1 protein-coding gene is annotated in these 1,330 nt (G+C 38.5%); it reads left to right on the top strand.

Annotation, left to right across the window (positions count from 1 at the left end; translation table 11 throughout):
* The first annotated feature begins 491 nt into the window (after positions 1–491).
* Positions 492–1,265, top strand: coding sequence for a hypothetical protein (locus GCHA_RS08810; protein ID WP_007987238.1), 774 nt, complete (start codon positions 492–494; stop codon positions 1,263–1,265).
* The last annotated feature ends 65 nt before the right edge of the window (positions 1,266–1,330 follow it).

Genomic DNA, 1,330 nt, shown 5'->3' on the forward strand with positions numbered 1-1,330 from the left:
CCTTGTTATTAATTGTTAAAGAACATTTGCTGCCAAAACAGCGTGCTTCCTTAGAAGCGGCTTAAGATGTTGTCCGTAGACCCTCTTAAGCAGGAGGCGTATAATACGCTCTCAATCTTCGATGTCAAGGTGTTATTTTTATTTAATTTCCATCAATTTTTGAAGTGAATCTAAAACCGACAAAAGCAAATCAAACCGCCTTGCATCACGCTGATTAAACACTTTTAAAAAGTCTTGAATCACCTGGTAAAACCAGTGTCAGTGCAGCTGTTTTAGCGGCTGTCCCGAAGCGAGATGCGCATTATAGAGATCCCATTTCTGATCGCAAGCGTTTATTGCAATAAAAATGAAATAAACTTGAATGAGAATATAATTTGAACAAAACTTGCTCTTTACTGTCTATTTAGTAAATTTATTGTTAAGTTTAGACTCTTAAGTGGCACGGATGTCATTACGTTGAAGTTAGTTTTAGCTATTGGATATCTGAAAGAATGAGAAAAATAATAAAAATCGCTTTTATCGCGAGTGTTGTTTCTGCTGCTTGTACTGTAACCGCTCAAGAAAATGCCGAAACAAATGATAACCATGCAACAAGTTCATTTGTAAAACGCCAAGTCGCACAAAACATGTCTATCGGTCGTGCAGTTAAAAGTATCGCTAGTAATTACCCTCAAGAAACATCGAGTGTTGTTAGTACCGCACTTGATATGTATCCGGATAAATATCAAGAAATTATTCATGCAGCCATCTCTGCCCAACCAATGCTTACTGAAGACATTGTGAAGATTGCATTGGAAAAAGAAATCGCAAGCTGCACCGCAATAGTTAAAACTGCAATTAACGCAGAACCAAGTTATGTGGACTTCGTCGTGACTGCTGCCGCGAACTCGACGCCCGAAGAGCTTAATGAGATTGTTAGAGTAGCCGTTATCACTGAACCTGATTCAGCTGACTTTATCGTTCAGTCATTAGCGCAGCAACATCCTAATAAAATTGTAGATATATTGGGCTCTGCAATTGGTGCAGTTCCTTTAGTAGGCGAGTACGTAGTTGAGGCATTACTAGCTGTATTCCCAAATGATGCAGAGAGTGTAGTAAGCACTGCCGTTAGAGAATCTGGCGCACAAAGAGATAACGTAAAACGCATTATTGAAACTGCGCAAAACTTTGGGCTTGATGAAAAGAATATATATAAGTATGCAAAAGAAGGTGGAGCGACTGATGAAGAGATCACTGCAGCCTTAAGGGAAGTTTCCGAGCGATAGAAGTTTTCAACAATCGTTACCGAAAAATAAACGTGATTTATTAACTAAATTTCAGACATAAAAAA

The sequence above is a fragment of the Paraglaciecola chathamensis S18K6 genome (assembly GCA_000314955.1).
Classification (GTDB): Bacteria; Pseudomonadota; Gammaproteobacteria; order Enterobacterales; family Alteromonadaceae; genus Paraglaciecola; species Paraglaciecola chathamensis.